Genomic DNA, 16,431 nt, shown 5'->3' with positions numbered 1-16,431 from the left:
GATGTACTGATTCTATTGGTCAGTTTGACCTGTTTGGGTTTCACATTCCTATATTTAAAACTTATCCAGCCACTCAAACTGCTCATAGAGTCAGTCAGTATGGTCAGGACTTCCATAGCTACACTTACTTTCCTGCAAAACAGAAGGCTCGCCAAAGGATTTTATTCTATCAAGGAGCTCTCGTACAAGCAGGAACCCACGCCCCTCTTACAAGAGAATTATCTCAAAAAAATGTTGCTGTCTACCTTCTCAAGAGCCCGCTTAATCTACCAATTTTAGACACAACAGCAGCCCCTAGGCTGATTCCCGATAAGCCTACTATTCCTCTTTATCTAGCCGGTCATTCTCTAGGTGGAGCGGTTGCCAGTATGAATGTGGAGGAAGCTCACCAAGCCAAGGGACTCATTTTGCTAGCTTCCTATCCTTCAAACAAGGTAGATTTATCAGATAATCAGCTAGCCGTCTTATCAATTACTGCTAGCCAAGATCATATCCTCAACTGGTCGTCCTATGAAAAAGCAAAGAAACGCTTACCGAAAAATACCGATTTTGTCCAGATCTTCGGTGGAAATCACAGTGGCTTTGGAGAATACGGTCTCCAAAAAAATAACACCGTATCCACTATCTCCCCAAAACAGCAAAGACAGGAAATCGTAGAAATCATTGCTCAATTTATTCAAAAACAAGAACCGTAAAAAGCTGAGGAAATCCTCAGCTTTTTGTTCTCTTAAATTTTCAAGAAACGGCTCATTGAAATGGTTGAACCAAGTGCTCCAATGACAATCCCTACTAAAAAGAGGGCAAACATCATACCTGGAATAAAGATATTTTGAGGAATCAATGACAGATTCTGGCTTGCCAAACTGCTATTGACCGAGCTATAAACCATGTGATAAACCACATAAACCAAGGAAGCTGGCGCAATAGCACCTAAAAGCCCTACCCAAGCGCCTTCCAAAAGGAATGGACCACGGATGTAAGAATTCTTGGCACCTACCAAACGCATGATCTGAATCTCACGACTACGTGAAATAATGGTAATTCGAATGGTATTTGAAATCAGGAAGACTGCTGTAAAGAGCAAGAGAGCTGTCGCAGCAAAACCCCACGTACGAACAACTGAAGCCACCTTAAAGATTCGCTCAGTCTCGACCTCACCATCACGTACCTCTGAAATTCCATCAATTGTTTTCAGTTCCTTAGCAACTGACTTAACGTATTCAGGCTTTGTGGTATCAATGATATAGGCATCGTAAAGTGGATTGGCATCACCTGAGAAAAGGTTCCAGGTATCTCCCAAGGTCTCTGTTAAATGTTTCAGTTGCTCATCCTTGCTTGAATAAGTCACACTTTCTACATTTTTCAACGCCATAATTTGGTTGTAAACAGCCTTGTAATTTTCATTCTTGACTTCTTTACCTGACTCATCTTTAATAGTTTCTTTTTGGTCTGTCGAATCTGCCCGCAAGTAAACATTGATACGGACATTATTTTCCAAATCAGATGCCAACTTAGCAGTATTCAAAATGACAGATGCAAAAATCCCAACTAAGGTCAGGGTAATCGTAACTGACGAAATGGCAGCAATCGTCATCCAACCATTTCGCTTGAGGCTCTTCAGAGACTCCACAAAATGTCTAACAAATCGTCTAATCATCGTAACCGTACTCTCCTTCTACTTCATCACGTACAACGCGACCGTCTTCAATCGCAATAACGCGGTGGCGGAGTGTGTTTACGATTTGGCTATTATGAGTTGCCATTAAAATCGTGGTCCCTTGCAGGTTGATCCGCTCCAATAAATTCATAATTTCCCATGAGTTTTCAGGGTCCAAGTTACCAGTTGGTTCGTCAGCAATCAAAACTTTTGGATTGTTAACAATGGCACGCGCAATGGCAATCCGTTGTTGCTCCCCACCAGAAAGTTCATTTGGGAAGGAACGAATCTTGTGCTTAAGACCAACCAAGTCCAAGACTTCCATGACACGCTTCTTGATGTTACGTGGCTTTTCACCGATAACTTCCATGGCGTAAGCAATATTTTCAAAAACAGTCTTACGAGGCAAAAGTTTGTAATCTTGGAAAACTACCCCTACACTACGACGCAACATTGGCACGTCTTTTTTCTTGATGTTCCCAAGATTGAACTTACCAACTTTAAGAGTTCCCTTATCAATTTTTTCCTCACGATAAAGAAGTTTGATAAAGGTTGATTTACCAGCCCCTGAAGGACCTACGATATAGGCGAATTCGCCCGCATCTACACTAACAGATACGCCACGAAGAGCCGTTGTTCCATTTCCATACTTCTTGGAAACGTCTTTCATTTCAATGATTGCCATAAGATTTTCTGTTTTATCCGAAGAATAAACAGCCTTTCTTTCTTCTTTTATTTGATGCGCCATTTAAGATAGGCATCGATAAATCCTTCAATATCTCCGTCCATGACTTTGTCCACCTGTGCAACTTCAAAGTTGGTTCGGTGGTCTTTCACCATGGTATAAGGGGTAAAGACGTAAGAACGAATCTGACTTCCCCAAGTGATTTCTCGTTTATCACCTTTAAGAGCATCTACTTCAGCGGCTTTTTTCTCCTGCTCCATTTGGTAGAGTTTCGCTTGCAAGAGTTTAAGAGCACGGTCGCGGTTTCCATACTGAGTACGGTCCACAGTAGACTGGGTCACAATACCTGTCGGAATGTGGGTCAAACGTACACCGGTTGACACCTTGTTGACGTTCTGACCACCGGCACCGCCTGAGCGGAAGGTATCCATCTTAATCTCATCATCTCGGATTTCCACTTCAATCGTGTCATCCAATTCTGGCATAACTTCCACAGATGTAAACGAAGTATGGCGACGTTTTGCCGAGTCAAATGGTGAAATACGCACCAGACGGTGAACTCCCATTTCAGACTTGAGAAGACCGTAGGCATTTGGTCCTGTAAAGCCCAGCGTTACAGACTTGATACCAGCCTCGTCACCTGCTTGATAGTCCAAGGTTTCCACTGTGAAGCCCTTGGCATTGCCATAGCGCATATACATCCGCATCAGCATTTCGCCCCAATCCTGAGCTTCTGTACCACCAGATCCTGGATGAATTTCCAAAATCGCATTATTGTGGTCATAAGGCTCTGACAAGAGCAAGGTCATCTCGTAGCTGGTCATGAGTTTGTCCAGCTCTACTAGTTTTTCTACCAACTCCTCACGAACAGACTCATCTTCTGCCAAAAAGTCCAAAAGAATTTCTGACTCATCAAAGAGGTCGATCATCTGATGAAAATTGTTGTAGGTTTGTTTGAGCTCATTTAATTCTTGCGATGTTTTCTGAGCTGCTAAATTATCATTCCAAAAATCAGGTTCGGTCATCTTGTTTTCCAAGATGGCAATTTCTTCCTCTAGACCATCTAAGTCAAAGAGACCCCCTGAATGAGTTCAATTTGGTTTCAAGCTCTTCGATTTTTTGGCGAATTTCTGCTGTATCCATAAGTACCCCATTCTATTATTTACTTCTAAGTTTATCATACTTGCGCTATTTTGGCTATCTCTAGAAATTTTGCCCGTTCTTCTACTACTTCAGGCGCCTGACTTTTGATGTTTTTCACGAAGTCAATCAGGTCTTCCGTCGGCTTCTTGACAATCTGGCTCAAAGCCCAAATAGCCGTTGCCATATGGATAGGATTTTGTCCCTTGTCAATGATTTCTAAGAGTTTGGGAATCGCAGAGCGGTCATGACTATTTGCCAGAGCGATAATCGCATTGCGCTGGAGAATATTTTTCCCACGCCAAGAGCCCGCAATTATGCCAAATTTTTCCTTGAACTGACCATTTGACAAGTCTAAAAAGGGAATCAATTCTGGATGAGCTAAATCAGGGTCAATATCCACGACCGGTGGACTATCAATGCCCTTATTGTAAGGACAGCAGATTTGGCAGATATCACAGCCGTAAATGACCGTCTTGATTTTCTTGCGAAATTCTTCCTCCATCATGCCCTTATCCTGCGTCTGAAAAGACAAACAGCGACGAGCATTCATAGACCCATCCCCAATCAGACAGGAAGTCGGACAGGCCTCCACGCAACGATTACAAGCACCACAATCATAATCAACAGGACTGTCTGGTTCGATTTCCAGATTGGTAATGAGCTCTCCCAAAAACATGTAGGAACCGTACTCTTTGGAAATAACCAAACCGTTCTTCCCGATAAAGCCGATACCTGCACGTCGGGCAACAGCTGTATCTACCAAGGCACCTGTGTCTACCATGCCCTTGTATTCAAAGTCAGCGGTCAGGGCTTTAATTCCACGCGCCAGCCTTTCCAACTTATCCTGCATGATATAGTGGTAATCCAGTCCCCATGAATTGGGTGTGATTTTCCCACGCTTGTACTGAGTTTTCTGCGGTTGCTGAGGCAATCGACGCGGATAGGCGACAGCGATTGAGATAATCGTTTTAGCGCTTGCCAAACTGAGCTGAGGCTCAATTCGCTCCTCGATATTTTTGTGTTCAAAACCTGAGGAACGCCCTTCATCAACTGCAGCCCGCAAGGATTTTTCCAAATAGGCAAAATTATCTGCCGTGGTAAATCCAATCTTAGAAATCCCGATTTCAACTGCTAATTCTTGTATTTTTTCTTTGAGGTTCATAGCTTTATTCTAGCAAAAATACCGTCTTTTTCCAATTGTTAACGTTTTATCCACAGATAGATAAGAAGGAGAAGAAAGCCAATCAAACTCCACATATTGAGCAGAGTGATGAACTTATTTTTCCAGATTGTTTTCAGTTGTTGAAACAGAAGAATTCCGAATAAACCACCCAAAGAATTGGCCAACAAATCTGTGATATCTGCCACTCCAATTGAAAAAATAAATTGCAATATTTCAAATAAAAGACTTGTCAGCACAATCTGCACGAAATCATGGAACCGACTTTCTTTCGGATGAATAACCCGCAAATAAAGCCCATAAGGCAGAAAAATACAGACATTTAGCCCTATTTCCAAATAATCCAAATGTCCATCATAAACCGCCGTCCCCGCAAATGGAATCAAATTCACACTTCGGTAGCTAGTATACTGCATCCGATAAAGAATATCCGTAATATCCATCTTTAAGAGGATGACCCACGTCAAGAAAATCAGATAAAAGAGAAAGATGACCTTCGTCAAACGAGTCGAGTGCATAAGACCTCCTTAAACTGCATTTTATCATTATAGCAGAAAAAGAGAGGGACTAGGTTACAATCTGATAACGAATCAAGCTCTTACATTACAGAAGTTTTACAAAAAAAGAGTGTGATTTTTCACAACTCCTTCTCCTTAAAACAGCACTGTTGCAGCCAATGCTTGATTGATTTTTTCTAAATTTGCACGCTTAGTCGCTCCCATGATAAAGAACAAATCAACAAGTGGCCAAATTCCAAAGGTTAGCCAGCCAAATAGCAACTTGCAGACGCCCAGACCGATCTGTCCAATATAAAAACGATCAATACCTAGACCACCAAAACAAATGGATAAAATAAGGGCAATGGTCGGACTTTTCAAATCCGTTGCCAAAATGTAGCTAAATTGCTGTTCTGTCAATCCTGCAAGACGTTGGCGTAGCATCGGAATGGATTCTGCAGGGAAATTTGAAGCATTACCCGCAATATATGATTCTGAAAAAATAGACATATTTTCTCCCCTTATTCTTCTTTAGATTCTGGCTGGGGAATAACTAAGTCTGTTTCATCTAACTCGACTTCTTCCGTCACTTCCACTTCTTCCCCAACTTCAGCTACAGCTTCTTCAATAGTTGATGTTTCTTCTGCAGGCGATACAGTTTCTTCTGCCACATCAGCTGCGTTCGCTTCCTTTACACGGTGTTGATGCGCCTTAATTTGGTGAATAGTAAACATGAGGCGCTCAAAATTTGCCTGACGGGTCGCCCCCATAATCAAAAACCAATCGACCACCTTCCACACATATACACCGATTATGAGGACAAAACCAATCAAGATAAAAAGCGTAATAAATGAGATAACCAGCAAGGCTAACTTGGCAATCCCCATCTCTTTTTGCCCAGCATAAAAGCGGTCTACTCCAAATTCTCCAAGGAAAATACTGAGCAACAAGGCAATCATCGGATTCTTTATTTCTGTCATTAAGAGGGCTTTAAAGGATTCGTCATCCAACTGTTCCAACTCCCGCTGAATAAGCGGAATCTGCTCAGGTGGAAAAGCCCCCATGTTGTTCATCAAAAAAATTTGTGCGTAATTCATATGGTCTCCTTTTTAGGGTCTACCTTATCATATTTTACTTTGACCTGCAAATGAGTTACAGAAGTCTATCTTTATCTCGTAAAGCTTTGGCAATTGCGGGTTTATCTGTGATAATTCCTGTCACGTTCTGAGCGAAAGCCTGCACCATCTGCTGTTCATCATTGACTGTCCACAGACGAACATGTTTCAATGGTTTTTTCTTTTCTTTAAAATACCAGTTGCGATTGAGATGAAGACTAGTAATAAAAGAAGCTATACCTCCAAGCCAGACCAAGAAATTATTTTTACTCACCAAGTAAGCCTTTTCAGCCTTGGGCTCTAAGTGATGCATCTTATAAAGTGACCGCAAATTGAAAGAAGAATACATGACTGAAAAATTCCAGTTTCGGCTCGTTACAATGGAATGAATAGCCTTTTCAATACCCTCATAGGCCACATCTGCGGTTTTTAATTCAATGTTGAGACTACCGTGAAAGTCCAACTCCTGCAGCAAGTCCAAAACTTCTTGCAAAGTTGGAATGGTCTGGTCAGCAAATTCTGGGCCAAACCAAGAACCAGCATCTAAGGTTTTCAATTCTGCCAGGGGAAAATCGGCCACAATTCCTCGACCATTGGTCGTCCGATCTACCGTTAAGTCATGCAACACAATGACTTCCTTGTCCTTGGTAAACTGGACATCCAACTCAATCCCGTCTGCACCAACTCGAACAGCCTCTTCAAAGGCAATTAAGGTATTTTCTGGTCGGTCAATACGACTTCCCCTATGAGCAACTATCTCTGTCATTTCTACTCCTTTCCCTCTGTTTATTATAGCATACTTTAGTTATTGACAGATAATTTTCCCAGGATTATAATCGGGCTAGGAGGTGGTCTTATGTCTATTCAAGTCACATCAAAATACCCTGGCTTCTTTAAAAACACTTTGATTTTAAACAAAATTCCTACCGAAAAAATCGGCTATGGTCAAACTCTGGAAATTGAACTTAATGATGAGCCTAGTTTTCTTAATGTTGAAGGGAACATCTGGTGGTCAAAAGTAGCTGTTTCAAACGGTGATAAACTGGTGATTCGACCTGGAATCGGCTTTTTTCGCCTCTAGTCGTTATGATAGTTGCTTGTTCTGGTATCTTCATTCCCTATGAACAAGCCCAACTCTACAAAACTGTTCAAATTTTATTTATCGTCTGCCTTATTTTAGAACTAATTCTTCCCTCTGTCTACATCAAAAAACACTAAAGACCAGATTCAGCTGAATCTGGTTTTCTGTTTGATTAAATTGCTTTTTCGTCTTGTCCTAAGGCACGTTGAACAGCTTTAACAAGTTCAACCAAGACAACCATGAGCAAGCTTCCTACTACAACAACCAACCATTGTGTCACTGAAAGGTGTGATACGTGGAAGAATTTGTTGAATCCTGGAATAACAACGGTTGACATTAGCATGACAAAGGCGATTGGGATTGAGTAGTTGAAGAGACGATTCTTGAAGAGGCCGACTGTGAAGATAGATTGGTAAACAGACTTCACGTTGTAAGCATGTACCAATTGGATCAAACCAAGAGTCACATATGCCATCGTAAGCGCATCTTCGTGCATCATATGATCGTTGCCAGCATGTTCTGGGAACATAAGAGCAAAGCCATAAACACCGAGAACCAAGAGGGTTTGTAAGGCACCTTGGTAAAGGATTGCTTCCATAACGCCACCGTCGAAGAAGCTTGATTTACGTCCACGAGGTTTGTGGGTCATGACACCTGGCTCAGCTGGTTCAACACCAAGAGCGATGGCTGGAAGAGTATCTGTTACCAAGTTAATCCACAAGAGATGAACCGGCTCAAGCACGTCCCAACCAAATAGGGTTGCCAAGAAGATCGTGAAGACCTCAGCCATGTTAGCTGAAAGCAAGTATTGAATCGTTTTTTGAATGTTTGAGAAGACCTTACGTCCTTCTTCAACTGCAACGATAATGGTTGCAAAGTTATCATCAGCAAGGACCATGTCAGAAGCACCCTTAGAAACCTCTGTACCAGTGATCCCCATACCGATACCAATATCAGCAGTCTTAAGAGAAGGCGCATCGTTGACACCGTCACCAGTCATGGCAACAACCTTACCTTCATTTTGCCAAGCCTTCACAATACGAACCTTGTGCTCTGGGGACACACGCGCATACACTGAGTATTGCTTGAAGACTTTTTGGAATTCTTCGTCTGACAACTCATTGAGCTCAGCACCAGTGAAGACATGGTCTTCTGTATCGTTTGGATCAATGATGCCTAGACGTTTAGCAATAGCTTCTGCTGTATCTTGATGGTCACCAGTAATCATGATTGGGCGGATACCAGCTTCTTTAGCCACCTTAACAGCAGCTGCTGCTTCTGGACGTTCTGGGTCAATCATACCCACCAAACCTGCAAAGACAAGGTCTGCTTCTACGATTTCAGTCTCCAAAGTCGGAACAGCATCAGTGTACTTGTAAGCCATCATAAGGACACGAAGGGCTTGTTTGGCCAAGTCTTTATTTGTTGCCAGGATCGCTTTCTTGTCCTCTTCTGTGATTGGACGAATGCTACCATTTTCTTCGATTTGTGTCACACGTTTAAGCAATTGATCTGGCGCACCTTTTACGGCTATAAAAAAGTTACCGTCAGCTTGCTTGTGAATAGTTGACATTAATTTACGTGTTGAGTCAAATGGTAATTCAGCCACACGTGGTTCATTAACAAGGACTTCACGCACGTCAAATGTGTGGTCCAAACCATACTGTACAAGAGCTGTTTCTGTCGGGTCACCAATCAATTTGCCTGATGGGTCAATCTTAGTATCGTTGGCAAAGTTCATAACACGAAGAGTGTTATTATCCATGGCAATTTCAGCTGCAGACGAAATTAATTGACCATTTGTATAAACTTTTTCAACGGTCATTTGGTTCATAGTCAAGGTACCAGTTTTATCTGATGCGATGATTTCTGTTGAACCAAGAGTCTCAACCGCTGGCAATTTACGGATAATAGCGTTACGTTTTGCAAGAACTGTTGAACCAAGTGAAAGAACAACTGTTACGATAGCTGGAAGTCCTTCTGGAATAGCCGCAACAGCAAGCGCAACGGCAGTCATCAAACCTGCAAGTGGCGCTTCACCACGAACAAATACACCTACTGCGAATGTAATCGCAGCAATGACCAAGATAGCGTATGTCAAAATCTTAGAAAGATTATCCAAGTTTTGTTTCAGTGGTGTGTCAGTCTCATCTGCATTGTTGAGCATGGCCGCAATATGACCAACTTCTGTGAAAGTACCAGTGTTTGTGACCACTGCAACCCCACGTCCATAAGTAACATTTGAGTTTTGGTAAGTCATATTGACACGGTCACCGATACCAGCATCTGCTGCAACCAATTCCGCAAGGTCTTTCTCAACTGGAACAGACTCACCAGTAAGAGCTGCTTCTTCGATTTTAAGAGAATTAGCTTCCAAGAGACGCATATCAGCAGGAACAACGTCCCCAGCTTCCAACATCACGATATCCCCTGGTACCAATTCTTTTGAGTCAACCTCTACGACATGGCCGTCACGACGAACACGCGCAATTGGGCTAGACATTGATTTGAGAGCTTCGATAGCTGCTTCTGCTTGCCCTTCTTGGTAGACACCAAATGCCGCATTCAAAATAACAACCGCCATGATGATGATGGCATCTGTCAAACCTTCCATACCTTCTGTTACCACAGAAAGAATGGCCGCTGCCATTAGGATGATAATCATCAAGTCCTTGAATTGATCCAAGAATTTCATGAAGACGCTACGCTTTTCGCCTTCTGCCAACTCATTACGACCGTATTCGGACAAACGCTTGTCTACCTCTGCCTTGCTCAAACCTTCATGAGAAGAGCCCAAGGCTGACAAAACAGCTTCTTCTTCGAGTGTATAGTACAACTCACGCTTTTGTTCTTTCAACAAAATTTCCTCCTTGCGGTCTCTCCTTTTCTCTCCCTGAATTTACTAGGCAAAAGAAAAGAGACCTGTTTTTTGTAAAACAAGTCTCGCTATTTCATACATTGCCGGAAATTCTTCGTACTGACGACAATGTCACAACTAAAAAGTTGCTAGCTACTCCCTCGATTCATTTTATTATAGCAAAAATTTGTATTTTTTCAACAATTTTTTATCCGAGGATGTTCTAATTTGCAACTAAAACCAAGAAATTTCCATATCATAGCTGGCAAAAATCTGATCACTGCCCAATGATTTCAAATCGTAACACAAATGAATAGACTGAGTTTCTTCCTTAAATTGGTAGCGCTGGGTATCTGTTACAAAGTGTTGCAAACCCATAGGTGTGGGAATAACCACGACAGCTTCTTCATTTGCTACAAAACGCATGATGGATTTAGGAGTGGAAAAACGAGTCATGGTCAAATCCGACATTCCTGCCTTAATGATGACTTTTTCCCCTTCTTCATTGGTAAACACCAGATAAAGTTGCCCATTTTTTTCCGTCAGCTCAACTGGATAAAGCTGGTCGATGACTTCTAACTGGTCATCTAGTTTGATTTCATTTCTAAGTCGAATGTCCATAAATTTCCTTTTATTTTTTCTGAATAGATTTGACAAGTGACGAACGCAAGAGCATAGCACCGGTATAAATCGCAATGAAAATGACCAAAACTTTTAATTTGTTGATATCCAAATTGGTTAAAAAGATAGCAGCTGTCAAAACTCCCAGAACACCACCTGCGATAATTCCTGTAACGCCCGGCCAACTCACACGTCCAGATTCGATGAACTGCTTGGATCCAGCCGTCATGATCATGGCCGCATTGAGCATCATAACCGGCAAAGCAACTGTAGGACTAATCTCCATTAGCGAGAAGAAAATCAACTCTGGCGCATAATTTCCAAGTCCCATACTCATCAGCATGCCCACGATAAAGTCAAAAATAATTCCTATCACTAATCTCAACCCAGACAAGCCTCTTACTTGGTCAGTCAAGTCAGCACCGGGATTGGTTACCATGCGATAGACCATAAATCCAGCAGCAATGATCAACAGAATCCCTAAAATCCGTTGCACCATTTTTGTATTCCAGCTTTGGGTCACACGCGCACCGACATAGGCACCAGAAAAAGCCGCTGTAGCCATTGCCACTAAGGTAACCAAATCCACCTTGACAATTGTGATAAAAAGTAGTGCCTCTACCAAGACTGGGATGATATGAGCGGTTGTCATGGTTGCGGGAATTTTTCGATCATCCTGCACCAACTTGGTTGCCTTAAAGAGCGTGGTTGTCGTTGCAAAAGTTCCAATTCCAAGAGTGTCCAGCAAATCCGTCACATACCCAATCCCGAAACCTGTCCAAAATTTCTCACTTAAACGAATTTTTTCTTTTTTCGCATAACGAAAAATCATGGTAAAGTTGGCAATAATAATCAGTACCAAGAGCGCTTGAATACCGTGTAAAATCATTCTATTTGTCATTAGTTTATTATACGAGAAATGTCTCCTTTCGTAAATAAAAAATTTCTAAGTCTGACAAAACAGTCTAAATCAGCAGAAAAATGGCTTTTTTGATATAATAATAACATGATTGAAAAAGTATTTCGTGATCCAGTTCACAACTATATTCATGTGGACCATGAGATCATTTACCAACTTATCAACACAAAAGAATTTCAGCGACTACGCCGCATCAAGCAATTGGGAACGACTTCCTACACCTTCCATGGTGGCGAGCATAGCCGCTTTTCGCATTGTCTGGGAGTCTACGAGATTGCCCGCCAAGTGACCCAGAAATTTGATGAAAAATACAGCGATATTTGGGATTCAAGCGAGTCACTTCTCACAATGTCTGCAGCCTTACTACATGATGTAGGACATGGTGCCTATTCGCATACCTTTGAGCGACTTTTTAACACAGACCATGAGGAAATGACCTGTTCTATTATCACGAGTCCGGTGACCGAAATCAACGCCATTCTGCGCCAGGTAGCCCCCGATTTTCCTGATAAGGTAGCCAGTGTGATCAACCACACTTATCCTAACAAACAGGTGGTGCAGCTGATTTCCAGTCAAATTGATGCAGACCGCATGGACTATTTACTACGGGATTCCTATTTTACCGGTGCTAGCTATGGCGAGTTTGATTTGACACGGATTTTACGTGTCATTCAGCCTGTAGAAAATGGTATTGCCTTTCGTGAATCAGGTATGCATGCCGTCGAAGATTATGTTCTCAGCCGCTACCAGATGTACATGCAGGTTTATTTTCACCCTGCAAGCCGGTCCATGGAAGTTCTATTGCAGAATCTCTTGGATCGTGCCAAAGTCCTCTATACAGCAGAAAAGGATTTCTTCAAATTTTCATCACCAAAATTAGTGCCTTTCTTCGAGCATCGTGTGACTTTGGAAGACTATCTGGGTCTAGACGATGGTGTCATGAATACCTACTTCCAGACTTGGATTGACGGGCCCGATCGAACCTTGTCGGATTTAGCACAGCGCTATATTAACCGTAAGGTCTTCAAATCCATCACTTTTTCTAGCCAGGATGAAGAAGAATTAGACCAGCTTCGTTCTATCGTGGCAGACGTTGGTTTTGACCCTGAATACTACACAGCTATTCACCACAATTTTGACTTGCCTTACGACATTTACCGGCCAGAAGCAGAGAAGAAACGAACACAGATTGAGATGATTCGGAAAGATGACAGCTTGGTCGAGCTCTCTCAACTGTCCCCAATCGTTTCCTCATTAGCTGGAACCATTCACGGAGATAGTCGTTTCTATTTCCCGAAAGAAATGCTTGAAACCACTGGCATTTTTGCAGAACAAACAAAACTTTTTCAAGAATTTATCAAAAACGATCATTTTACCTATGGAGAAAATCATGTCTATTAAACTTGTAACCGTTGATATTGACGGCACCCTTTTGAACAGTAAAAAAGAAATCACCCCTGAAGTTTTTGCAGCTGTACAAGAAGCCAAGGCTGCAGGTGTTAAAATTGTCATCACGACTGGTCGTCCTATTTCAGGAGTTCATCATCTTTTGAAAGAACTCAATTTGACAGATCCAGGCGACTATGTGATTTCCTTTAACGGTGGCCTAGTCCAAGATACAGCTACTGGTGAAGATATTCTGAAAGAAACCCTTTCCTACGAAGATTATTTAGATTTGGAATTGCTGGCACGTCGACTTAATTTGCCTATGCACGTCTCCACAAAAGAAGGCATGTACACAGCTAATCGCAATATTGGCAAGTATACAATTTATGAAGCTATGTTGGTAAACTCTCCTGTCTTCTATCGTACGCCAGAAGAAATTGCTGATAAAGAAATTATCAAAATGATGATGGTAGATGAACCAGAAATCCTTGATGCAGCCATTGAAAAAATTCCTGCCTATTTCTTTGAACGGTTTAATATTGCTAAATCAGCGCCTTTCTACCTAGATATTACACCCAAAACATCTAGCAAAGGGCAAGCTGTCATCGGTTTAGCTGAAAAATTAAGTTTAACCTTGGAACAAACGATGGGCATTGGCGATGAAGAGAATGACCGGTCCATGTTGGAAGTCGTCGGAAATCCTGTCGTCATGGAAAACGGCAACCCCAAACTGAAAGAAATCGCCAAATATATCACCAAATCAAATGACGAATCTGGCGTTGCACACGCCATTAGAGAGTGGGTATTAAACTAATGTATTCCTATAAAGTGGGCATTCCTGCCCAAGAACACGATGACTTTGTCAAAGCACATCCACAGATTAATCTCCTCCAAAGCAGCTCATGGGCACACATTAAGGATGCCTGGGGCAATGAACGGATTGGCTTCTACAAGGAAAATACCCTTGTTGCTGTCGCTTCGATTTTGATTCAGCCTCTACCACTTGGTTTGACCATGATTTACATCCCTCGAGGCCCCATCATGGACTATCTTGATAAGGAATTGGTTACCTTTGTCATGTCTTCCTTGAAAAAAGTTGCCAAAAGCAAGCGAGCTGTCTTTATCAAATTTGACCCGTCCATTTATTTCCAACAACATCTAGTGGAACAAGAAGTTGCTGATAACGAAGAGGCTCAAACTGTCATTGCTAACCTCGAAGAAGCTGACTGTAAATGGGTCGGACGTACAGAAGACATTTCTGAGACCATTCAGCCTCGCTTCCAAGCTAACATTTATGCTAAGGATTTTGTGCCTGAAGCGATTCCTAAAAAAGTGCGTCAGCTGATGCGAATCGCTGAAAATAAGGGAGCTGTCATTGAAATTGGTCATCTGAACCTAGTAGAAGAATTTGCTGGTCTCATGAAAAAAACCGAAGCACGTAAGAGTATCCATCTTCGTAACCAAGATTATTATGAAAAGCTATTATCTACTTACGGTGATGATGCCTATATCACCATGGCACGCCTAGATGTAGCTGCCCGCTACCAAAAACAAGAGGCAGAATTACAGAAACAAGAAGAGCTGAAAGCGACCTTTACCGGAAATACTCGTGAAACCAAGGTCAAGGCTACTTTGAAAGAAATCGAGCGCTTGTCCGCAGAGCTAGACTTCCTCAAATACTACTTGGGTCAAGGGAAAAATGTGGTTCCTCTTGCAGCTACCCTGTCTCTTAATTTCGGAACTTCTTCTGAAAATATCTACGCAGGTATGGATGACGACTTCAAACACTACCAGCCTGCTCTCGCTACTTGGTACAAAACAGCTCTCCACGCCTTTGAACATATGGGGATTAGCCAGCAAAACATGGGCGGTATTGAGAACAAATTAGACGGCGGTCTCTACAACTTTAAGTCCAAATTTAACCCCATGATTGAAGAATTTATTGGCGAATTCAACCTGCCGGTCAGCCCACTTTATGGTCTCTTCAATCTCGCTTACACCATCCGTAAAAAACGGAGGAACAAACAATCATGACCCTTGCTCTCCTCAGTCTTGAAGAATACCAAGACCATGCCAAAACTGTTACTGAGCGTTCCTTCCTCCAAACAGAGGAAATGGCGACGCTCTTGACAAAACGTGGAATGAAGACCCAATTTGTCGGGCTCAAAAAAGAGGGACAAGTTGTCGTATCTGGCATTCTATATAGTTTACCGATGACGGGAGGGCTTCATATGGAAATGAATTCCGGTCCCGTCTCAACTGATCAATCTTATCTTGCTGAATTTTACAAAGACTTGCAACTCTATGCTAAGGAAAATGGTGCCCTACAGCTAATTGTTAAGCCCTACGATACCTATCAGACCTTTGACAGCGACGGTCAGGCTACTTCAGAAGAACAAAAACACTTAATGACTGACCTAACAGGGATTGGGTATCAGTTTGATGGTCTGCAAACGGGATATCCTGGAGGCGAACCTGACTGGCATTATGTCAAGGATTTAAGCAACCTTACCCAAGATAACTTCCCTAACTCCTTGAGTAAAAAAGGGAAGGTGTTGCTCAAAAAAGCCAATACCTTTGGTATCAAAGTTCGACCACTTGCTAGAGAAGAACTAGACCAGTTCAAAGCTATTACTTCTGCTACTTCTGAACGCCGAGAATATGCCGATAAATCTCTCGAATACTACCAAGATTTCTATGATGCATTTGGAGATAAGGCGCAGTTCCTTTTGGCAAGTATTAATTTCCAAGACTATCTTGCCAATCTCAATCAGCAAGAAGCAAAATTACAAAAAAAACTGGCAGCTATTCATTCTTTCTTAGAGCAACAGCCAAATTCCAAGAAAAAACAAAATGAAGCACGTGAGATTTCCAGCCAAATCGCAACCTTTGAAACCCGTAAAGAAGAAGCACAAGAACTGCTAAACACTTACGGCCAAGAAGATGTAGCATTAGCTGCTAGTCTCTTTGTCTACAGCCAACATGAATTGGTCTATCTCTTTAGCGGTTCCTTAACAGAATTTAACAAATTCTACGCACCGGTTATCCTGCAAGAAGCTGCTATCCGTGAGGCTATTAGACGAGGCATTTCTTTCTATTCTTTCTTAGGTATTACCGGAATCTTCGATGGTAGCGATGGAGTTCTCCGCTTCAAGCAAAATTTCAACGGATATATCGTCCGAAAAATGGGAACCTTCCGCTATTACCCACAGCCAGCCAAAGTCAAGGCCATTCAATTCATCAAAAAAGTTCTCAGAAGACAGTAAAACTAGGGTCACTTCAAACCCTAG

17 protein-coding genes are annotated in these 16,431 nt (G+C 42.1%); 6 read left to right on the top strand and 11 right to left on the bottom strand.

All coding sequences use genetic code 11. The features are described from left to right. Nucleotides 1–14: 14 nt before the first annotated feature. Complete coding sequence (locus tag ACHUFA_RS02090) at nucleotides 15–695, top strand: alpha/beta hydrolase (protein ID WP_394404787.1); 681 nt, start codon at nucleotides 15–17, stop codon at nucleotides 693–695. A 32-nt stretch (nucleotides 696–727) separates the two neighbouring features. Here ACHUFA_RS02090 and ftsX read toward each other — a convergent pair whose 3' ends face one another. The 8 genes from ftsX to ACHUFA_RS02050 all read right to left on the bottom strand — a co-directional run bounded on the left by ftsX (nucleotide 728) and on the right by ACHUFA_RS02050 (nucleotide 7,043). Beyond that, entirely contained in the window at nucleotides 728–1,657 is a 930-nt protein-coding gene (gene ftsX, locus ACHUFA_RS02085) for a permease-like cell division protein FtsX (RefSeq protein ID WP_222349004.1), read from the bottom strand. Continuing rightward, the gene (ftsE, locus tag ACHUFA_RS02080; RefSeq protein ID WP_222349005.1) at nucleotides 1,650–2,342 is read right to left on the bottom strand and encodes a cell division ATP-binding protein FtsE; all 693 of its coding nucleotides are present in this window, start codon (nucleotides 2,340–2,342) and stop codon (nucleotides 1,650–1,652) included. The genes ftsX and ftsE overlap by 8 nt, the downstream gene beginning before the upstream one ends. A 47-nt stretch (nucleotides 2,343–2,389) precedes the next feature. Beyond that, nucleotides 2,390–3,485, bottom strand: a protein-coding gene (gene prfB / locus ACHUFA_RS02075; RefSeq protein WP_222349006.1) for a peptide chain release factor 2 whose coding sequence is annotated in 2 segments (ribosomal slippage) — nucleotides 2,390–3,412 and nucleotides 3,414–3,485 — 1,095 coding nt in all. Because the reading frame shifts where the segments join, the coding sequence is not laid out codon by codon here. A 34-nt stretch (nucleotides 3,486–3,519) separates the two neighbouring features. Continuing rightward, nucleotides 3,520–4,647, bottom strand: coding sequence for a tRNA epoxyqueuosine(34) reductase QueG (gene queG, locus ACHUFA_RS02070; RefSeq protein ID WP_222349007.1), 1,128 nt, complete (start codon nucleotides 4,645–4,647; stop codon nucleotides 3,520–3,522). Between the two features lie 38 nt (nucleotides 4,648–4,685). Continuing rightward, on the bottom strand, nucleotides 4,686–5,183 hold the full coding sequence (locus ACHUFA_RS02065) for a VanZ family protein (RefSeq protein WP_222349008.1): 498 nt from the start codon (nucleotides 5,181–5,183) through the stop codon (nucleotides 4,686–4,688). A 135-nt stretch (nucleotides 5,184–5,318) separates the two neighbouring features. Continuing rightward, on the bottom strand, nucleotides 5,319–5,672 hold the full coding sequence (locus ACHUFA_RS02060) for a TM2 domain-containing protein (RefSeq protein ID WP_394404767.1): 354 nt from the start codon (nucleotides 5,670–5,672) through the stop codon (nucleotides 5,319–5,321). A gap of 11 nt (nucleotides 5,673–5,683) precedes the next feature. After that, nucleotides 5,684–6,259 carry a TM2 domain-containing protein gene (locus tag ACHUFA_RS02055; RefSeq protein ID WP_394404766.1) on the bottom strand — a complete coding sequence of 192 codons (576 nt, stop codon included), beginning with the start codon at nucleotides 6,257–6,259 and terminating at the stop codon, nucleotides 5,684–5,686. A 55-nt stretch (nucleotides 6,260–6,314) separates the two neighbouring features. Continuing rightward, nucleotides 6,315–7,043: a glycerophosphodiester phosphodiesterase gene (locus ACHUFA_RS02050; protein ID WP_394404765.1), complete on the bottom strand. Its 729-nt coding sequence runs from the start codon at nucleotides 7,041–7,043 to the stop codon at nucleotides 6,315–6,317. A 90-nt stretch (nucleotides 7,044–7,133) separates the two neighbouring features. On the opposite strand from ACHUFA_RS02050, the gene ACHUFA_RS02045 reads away from it, so the two are divergent. Continuing rightward, nucleotides 7,134–7,358, top strand: coding sequence for a hypothetical protein (locus tag ACHUFA_RS02045; protein WP_222349014.1), 225 nt, complete (start codon nucleotides 7,134–7,136; stop codon nucleotides 7,356–7,358). 172 nt (nucleotides 7,359–7,530) lie between these two features. Here ACHUFA_RS02045 and ACHUFA_RS02040 read toward each other — a convergent pair whose 3' ends face one another. The 3 genes from ACHUFA_RS02040 to ACHUFA_RS02030 all read right to left on the bottom strand — a co-directional run bounded on the left by ACHUFA_RS02040 (nucleotide 7,531) and on the right by ACHUFA_RS02030 (nucleotide 11,737). Then, nucleotides 7,531–10,218 carry a cation-translocating P-type ATPase gene (locus ACHUFA_RS02040; RefSeq protein WP_394404764.1) on the bottom strand — a complete coding sequence of 896 codons (2,688 nt, stop codon included), beginning with the start codon at nucleotides 10,216–10,218 and terminating at the stop codon, nucleotides 7,531–7,533. Nucleotides 10,219–10,449: 231 nt separating this feature from the next. Continuing rightward, nucleotides 10,450–10,836, bottom strand: coding sequence for a YwiB family protein (locus tag ACHUFA_RS02035; RefSeq protein ID WP_222349018.1), 387 nt, complete (start codon nucleotides 10,834–10,836; stop codon nucleotides 10,450–10,452). 10 nt (nucleotides 10,837–10,846) lie between these two features. Beyond that, on the bottom strand, nucleotides 10,847–11,737 hold the full coding sequence (locus tag ACHUFA_RS02030; protein ID WP_394404763.1) for a TSUP family transporter: 891 nt from the start codon (nucleotides 11,735–11,737) through the stop codon (nucleotides 10,847–10,849). Nucleotides 11,738–11,842: 105 nt separating this feature from the next. On the opposite strand from ACHUFA_RS02030, the gene ACHUFA_RS02025 reads away from it, so the two are divergent. The 4 genes from ACHUFA_RS02025 to ACHUFA_RS02010 are packed head-to-tail and all read left to right on the top strand — an operon-like array spanning nucleotide 11,843 to nucleotide 16,407. After that, nucleotides 11,843–13,156 carry an HD domain-containing protein gene (locus tag ACHUFA_RS02025; RefSeq protein ID WP_394404762.1) on the top strand — a complete coding sequence of 438 codons (1,314 nt, stop codon included), beginning with the start codon at nucleotides 11,843–11,845 and terminating at the stop codon, nucleotides 13,154–13,156. Next, nucleotides 13,143–13,955 carry a sugar-phosphatase gene (gene yidA / locus ACHUFA_RS02020; protein WP_394404786.1) on the top strand — a complete coding sequence of 271 codons (813 nt, stop codon included), beginning with the start codon at nucleotides 13,143–13,145 and terminating at the stop codon, nucleotides 13,953–13,955. Before ACHUFA_RS02025 ends, yidA begins: the two co-directional genes overlap by 14 nt. Beyond that, a complete protein-coding gene (locus tag ACHUFA_RS02015) occupies nucleotides 13,955–15,175 on the top strand; it encodes an aminoacyltransferase (RefSeq protein ID WP_394404761.1) in 1,221 nt (406 codons plus the stop codon). Before yidA ends, ACHUFA_RS02015 begins: the two co-directional genes overlap by 1 nt. Continuing rightward, nucleotides 15,172–16,407 (top strand): aminoacyltransferase, encoded by a 1,236-nt coding sequence (locus ACHUFA_RS02010; protein ID WP_394404760.1) that lies wholly within the window; start codon nucleotides 15,172–15,174, stop codon nucleotides 16,405–16,407. The genes ACHUFA_RS02015 and ACHUFA_RS02010 overlap by 4 nt, the downstream gene beginning before the upstream one ends. Nucleotides 16,408–16,431 lie beyond the last annotated feature (24 nt).

Source organism: Streptococcus hepaticus, from assembly GCF_043656315.1.
Classification (GTDB): domain Bacteria; phylum Bacillota; class Bacilli; order Lactobacillales; family Streptococcaceae; genus Streptococcus; species Streptococcus hepaticus.
This window is presented reverse-complemented; position numbering and strand designations above follow the sequence as displayed.